This is a genomic window from Mucilaginibacter sp., assembly GCF_036383575.1.
Taxonomy (GTDB): Bacteria; Bacteroidota; Bacteroidia; order Sphingobacteriales; family Sphingobacteriaceae; genus Mucilaginibacter.
Map to the genome: position 1 here is coordinate 1 of NZ_DASVOB010000593.1, position 6433 is coordinate 6433.

6 protein-coding genes are annotated in these 6433 nt (G+C 42.3%); all 6 read right to left on the bottom strand.

Going from position 1 to position 6433, the window contains the following annotated elements; genetic code table 11:
* The coding region (locus VF500_RS21255) for a DUF4172 domain-containing protein (protein WP_330861602.1) at nt 1–513 on the bottom strand (513 nt) is incomplete at its 3' end.
* Between the two features lie 472 nt (nt 514–985).
* Nucleotides 986–3358 carry a glycoside hydrolase family 95 protein gene (locus VF500_RS21260; protein WP_330861603.1) on the bottom strand — a complete coding sequence of 791 codons (2373 nt, stop codon included), beginning with the start codon at nt 3356–3358 and terminating at the stop codon, nt 986–988.
* Nucleotides 3359–3561: 203 nt separating this feature from the next.
* Nucleotides 3562–4137, bottom strand: coding sequence for a lipocalin-like domain-containing protein (locus tag VF500_RS21265; protein ID WP_330861604.1), 576 nt, complete (start codon nt 4135–4137; stop codon nt 3562–3564).
* A gap of 92 nt (nt 4138–4229) precedes the next feature.
* Nucleotides 4230–4676: a nuclear transport factor 2 family protein gene (locus VF500_RS21270; protein ID WP_330861605.1), complete on the bottom strand. Its 447-nt coding sequence runs from the start codon at nt 4674–4676 to the stop codon at nt 4230–4232.
* A 3-nt stretch (nt 4677–4679) separates the two neighbouring features.
* A complete protein-coding gene (locus VF500_RS21275; protein ID WP_330861606.1) occupies nt 4680–5498 on the bottom strand; it encodes an AraC family transcriptional regulator in 819 nt (272 codons plus the stop codon).
* A gap of 516 nt (nt 5499–6014) precedes the next feature.
* On the bottom strand, nt 6015–6433 hold a 419-nt coding region (locus VF500_RS21280), incomplete at its 5' end, for an NIPSNAP family protein (protein ID WP_330861607.1).

A 6433-nucleotide genomic window follows, 5' to 3' on the forward strand; every position in this document is an offset into this window, starting at 1 on the left:
CTCCATTTCTTTAGGGACATCTGAAGATGGTGGGGCTTCATAATGCACTACCTCCCGACCGTACGCACCTGAAATTATCTGCATCGGCTCGGCCCCTATTCGCCATTTGCCAGGGTTAACATTCCGTGCGCCGGTCATCAACATATCGTGCCAAGTCCGGAGCATATCCAAACTCAGCAGCTGATCAAACGATTTTCGTACCTCCAGCATCAATTGAGCTACACCTCCCGCCCGTTTATCCTCTACATCAATAAGCGTTTCATTCAGCCCGAGATTATTTCTAATAGATGACATTACATCCTCACGACTGATATACTCGCCCTCGATTTCAGAGGTTTTAACAGCTTCAGACAACATGAGTTGAAGGAGTGTTTCTTGCTTTAATTCTTCGGATAGTCCTTGAATAACGCCACTTACTTCCCCTGTTTCTTGCGCAAACGCCAGAATTAACGGTTGGACCTCCTGTACTTCATAAACGAAGTTAGGCCATTCCGAAAGTTGCCAATTGTACATAATGAGCCGATTAGGTTATTTATTCAACTCAAATATAGCAAAATCATGAGCCGATTAGAATATTATTCGGCTCATTGCTATAAATATCAAGAAGATTCCAAGTTTTCAAGTACTTAAATTATTTTATCATAACAACGTACCTCTACTTAAGCGATCTAAAAACGTCTTGTCATTTTTGAAATTTGCGTTAAACATGTTATGGCGCAGAATTAGGTAATGCTATTGGTAAATGTATATGCACGTAATAAAACTTGAAAATATACCAATCGGCTTAATTCGTAATTAGTGAAAAGACTGCTAAAAATGAATTTTGATTTTCTGCGATAGATTATAAATATTAAAAAAATAAACCAGTTACACGGATATTAGCCCGCAAAAAATTCAGCGAGTAACATGCTGACCATATATTACTTATTGGCAGTGGCTGAGAATTGGCCTTTGCTGGAAGTTGCTCTCTCTGGTAACCACCCCCTTAAACTTTTATTTTCTTTGCGATAATTGTTTTCATCATCCCATTAACCTTCACTTTAACCTTTTTAGGAAAAGGCGCGAAGATTTCAAAATCAGATACTTTACCATTGTTCCACTTCATATTAACCACATAGTTCCCCTCTGCTTTGAGTCCTTTTACCTTCCCGCTTTCCTTCCAGGCATCCGGGATTGCAGGCAACAGATCAATAAACCCTGCATGGCTCTGCACGAGCATTTCGGCAATAGCTGCTGTTCCCCCGCAGTTCCCGTCAATTTGAAAAGGAGGCCCCGCGGATAAAAGATTGGGGTATACCCCACCACCGGCTCCATAATTAATATCTGTTTTGCGTGTCATCCGCATCAGGTCTTTATACAGTTTAAAAGCACGATTACCATCATGTAATCTTGCCCAAAAAAGCATCTTGTATGCAAGCGACCAACTGGTGCCATCGTCTCCTCTTGCTTCCAGCGTTTTCCGGCTTGCTTCTGCAAGCCCGGGAGTTGTTTCGGGCGTAATCAAGGATGCCGGGTACAGACCATACAGGTGGGAGATATGGCGATGGTAGGGTTCTGTTTCTTTATAATCTTCCAGCCACTCCATGAGCCTTCCGTCCTTTGCAACCTGCCCTGCCGGAGGGATCTGCTTTAATCTTCCGGCCAGATATTTTTCAAAAAAGGGATCCTGTTTAAGCAAAGATGCCGCATAGATCACATTGCCAAATAATTCCCTGACAATTTGGTTGTCGATGGTTGGTCCTATGCATATACTGGCGATATGGCCATTGGGCATATAAAAAGCGTTCTCTGGTGAAGATGATGGCGATGTGACAAGCCAGCCTGTTTTTGGGTCCTTGATCAGCAAGCTGTTATAAAATTGGGCGGCACCCTTAATAATAGGATAAATGCTCCGCAGGTATGCTTTGTCCTGGGTAAATAAATAATGCCTCCAAAGATTATTGGATAACCAGCCCGGGCCAACTTTGGTACTTCCCCAACTGGCAGCTTCCCCGGGTTCTGTAAATCCCCACACATTGACAATAACGTGCGCTATCCATCCGTCAGCATTGTAATAAGCTTTGGCAGTTCGGGTACCGTTTTTTTGTAATCCTCTGACAAATTCTGTCAGCGGCAGGTCCAGTTCGGAAAGGTTCGCCACCTCCACGGGCCAATGACACATCTGCAGGTTAAGATCCACGTGGTAGTCGCTGTTCCAGGGCGTTTGTATTTGATTTGCCCATAGTCCCTGAAGGTTGGGGGGAAGCAAGCCGACCCTAATGCTGCTAATTAGTAAATAACGCCCAAATTGAAAGAATAATGCGGGCAGGCCGGTATCTGATTGGGGATTTTGCTGAAATTGCGCCAGCCTTTCGTCAGTAGGTAAATTATCTGCATTCTTTGTGCCTAAAGTAATATTTACCCGGTTAAACATTTTTTGATAATTCCTGGTATGCCCTTGCTTTTGCAAGGCATAAGGCTTGGCCATTGCAGCTGCCATTATTTTCCCGGCCTGTTGTTTATAAAGAGGAGCTTTATAGTCGGTTTTGGCAGAAACATATAGAATTACTTCGGTTGCATCATTAATTTGAAGAGCGTTGCCACCATAGATAACCTTTCCGCCTTTTAGTTTAGCTTTTACCAAACCGTAGTAACGCATTCCGTTTCCACCCGTGCCATTATCCAGTTGTCCGGATATTTCCAGTCCTGAATTGCTCACTCCTGTACTAAAACGTTCCGGCCGGTCAATTGAAACATTTAGGTTAATTTGTCCCGGTTTATCAGCAGTAATACGGATTATATCAACATCGTCACCAAAGCTGGTAAAGTATTCCCTGGTGTAAGTGACGCCATTTACCCTGTAAGAACAACGTGCTATCGCATTATTTAAGGAAAGTTCCCTTGAATAGTTACCGGGATTGATACCCGTGCTGTCGGTACCGGAGTATTTAAATTGTAAATGCAGGTTTGCAAATATCTGATAGCTGCCAAAAGGATCTTTGGCGCCGATTCCATTCCCGGACCCCGCTCCTCTGCAAATAAAATCTTTATTGATAATAGCCTGCGCTTCGTCATTTTTGCCTTCCAGCAATAATCGCCTTACCTCCGGCAGCCTTTTATAAGCACCATAGTTGTTCGCATCCTGCGGTGATCCTGACCATAGTGTAATGTCATTCAATACAATATTTTCATTGGTCACACCGCCATCGGGCATCATCCCCAATCTCCCATTGCCCATAGGCAACATCTCTTCCCATTGTCCGGCAGGCTTCGTGTAATAAAGCATTTGCGGACGCTCCTGAGCTGTAGCTGCTGATAAAAAAAATGTTAAAAGCAGGGTTTGAGCAATAAACAGGTAAGACGAATGGCTTTTTCGCATAATCAAAAAGGGAAATCAGGTTAGTAAGTGTGTTTTTCGAATCTAAAACTATTCTTTTCGATAAATTCTAAAAATGGATATAAACATCAAAAAGATGGATTATTTTACCTTTCGATACTTCAGCCACCATTGCCCCGGCATGACGACACGATTTTTAAGTTGCAACTTTGTGCCGTTAAGGGTAACTTCTTCATAATTCCGTACTATTCCGCCCGTTTCCAATCCAGATGAACCGCAATTCCGTCCCCTATTTTTTGAATTTCCATCAACCTGTTACCATCAACTTTTACATCAATTTCATTCTTACCCCTGGTGTGGCCGTTCATGTTTTGGAACGTAGAGCCTAAAACCTGTTCTTCGCCAAAGTCACCATTTTCGTCTACGGTATAAGTGCCATATACGCCAAGGCTATTAGTTACCGCAGTTTTGTATTCTTCCGGCGTAGCGTTTGCACGGTCTCCTGAAGCAAACTTTGGTATATCGGGGTTATGGACGATGACGATAAAGTGTAAATCTTCAGTGAAAATCAACATCCCGGCCGGGTGCGTACCAAGGATATTTATATGAGTTCCGTGATTATCAAGGTAACCGGAAACCAAATTCCAGGTTCCTGCAACGTTGTTCTTTTTCATATATATAATTTGATTTGATTTTTTCATGCGATTCGGTGAATTTGTTGTTGTGGCCGCAAATGAAATTAATAATGCCAAGCCGGCAAGTGCAAATAGAAAGATGTTCCTGTTTGCCTTTTTAATTATAAACAGACTTGATTTTTCCATGTCTTTTTGTTTTTTAATATTACAGATACCTGATATTGCTTTCTCCCCTCTTTTTGATCACACGGCCGGGTATTGGCCCCCCCATTGCACTTTTACCTGTTCTCAATCCAGCACACTTTTAATTTTCGCTCCGAAAACAGCCATACACCATCCTGCCTAACCATTGTATCATAGTATCGGATCCCCGCGATCATCAGCTTTTGCGCGCCATCCATGATTTTCAGGTGGTAAGCACGGCAATAGGTAACCCCGGTTGCCTTATCGCCATCAAGCTTCAACGTACTTTGCCCATTAAAATGCATAGTCGAAAGGTATTGGTTCAGATCATCGAAAACAGGACGAAGGTTTTTCCGACCAGTGACAACCTGGGTAGGCGTTGGTACCTTTTCATCCATATATACCTCGAAATTTGCATCCCCGGTAAAAATTGCCATTTGCCCTTCAGCGTCACGGGTATCTGCAGTATAAGTATACTGATCTATCAGCTCCCGGATAGCTATCCGGTCTTCCAGTTCCTGTAGTCTTTGTTCAATGCTCATGGTTTATTTGTTTTGAAGTTTAATTTCGGCCGGAGTATGCCCATATTTTTTTTTGAAAGAAGTATAAAAGTTCGATAAGTTCTCAAAACCCAGGTCCAGGTAGATATCCCGGGGCTTCAGGCCCTTTTTCTTGATAAGATAGTAGGCCTCAGAGAGCCTTCTGTTTTTAAGCCAGATACCGGGAGAGGTATTGAAAATCTCCGCAAAATCACGCTTAAAACCGGTCAGGCTTCTCCCGCTGAGCTTTGCGAAATGTTTGATCGGCGCATTATGATGAAAATTCTTCAGCATAAATTCTTCCAGGTCCTGCTTATACGGATCGCTGAAATCAAAAAGAAAGGATTTCAGATCCGGCCGTATTGCCAGCAGCAATAAAATGGCTTCATCTACCTTAACAGATGCCAGCTTCCGGCTTACACTTTTCCCCGGTTCAATATAAGATAGTATGGAAAGGAAATAATCCTTCAGCATCGTATCCGGTCCAAGCAAAATATTTTTGCGACCTTGATACCGCTCTTCGCAGGAAATAACATTATCCAATGCAAATTGCTGTAACTGATATTTGGTCAGTAAAACAGAAACACATTGATAGGCTTTTTCTCCCGCGGGGATTTTGATACTTTTGGCAAACTGGTTCTTTCGGGCAAGCAAAATCTGTCCTTCTTCCAATATCATTTCCTGCTGTTGATGATAAATTTGGGTTTGCCCTGAAATTTGGTACGCCAGCACATGCTCCGGAACAAATTGCTCATACGCATGTGTCTGAGCAAACGAACACGAATAAAGAAAGGATTCTCCGAATAGCTGTATCACAGGCTTCATGATTACAAATCTAATTCATAATACCCCGCTTCTATTTGCTGTGGAGTCCAAAATTCTAAACAAACTCCGGGGTAAAATTATAAATGTCCTTTAAATAAGTCCTCCCCCTGTTAGGCCTGCTCCTATTTACCAATGCGAACGCGGTGCGTTCGCATTGGCCTGGAAGCCAATGTTACTTTATAAAGGAGATCCGGTCCTCTATCAAGCTATGTTGAGCCTATTTAGATCGCCAATCAGCTCAAATTAACTGTTTATCTGAGCCGATATATAAAATCACACAGTATGCCATGCTTTTTTGAAGATAACCTGCTATCGTTTTTAATGTAATCCAATTAAAGTCTGAAAAGTACATCCATTGCAATTTCCTATTGAACATAATTCGAATCATTTAGCAGAAAAACCTAAACTTGTAAGCCAACTTAAAATAGCGTAACCCGGGTTATCCTCAGGTGGGGACTTTAAGTTGGATTAGCTTAACAGTGTGTAAAACATCTAAGGATTAAAAAAGGGGGACTTTCAAAAATCTGAATATTCAGTTGGGTGCAGAAAAATGATATCAGCATGTGAAACGTTATTCTTATATTCCTCATTTGCCGTCAGCGCTTTCCATTGTGCATCATTGCCAAAAGCGTCCCAATGCTTATCCCTGTCTGCTTTGTTGTTAAAAGTGGTCATGTACATCAGGTTAGGCATATGACTGCCCGCTATCACTTCCGAATAAAAAACAGCGTTAAAACCCAATCTTTTAAAAAGCCCTATTTCATCACCGGTATTAAACATCCGCACTTTATTTACATTGTATTTTTCTGTCGCGCTTTCATAGCTGCGCAGTTCATAAACCCGGTCGGCTTTAGCGGCAGTCAAGTTAGGGATTGCTGTTGACGTCATGCCCGGGAAAGCTTGCAGCACAATAGTTTCTATACGGCTGTAAGGCG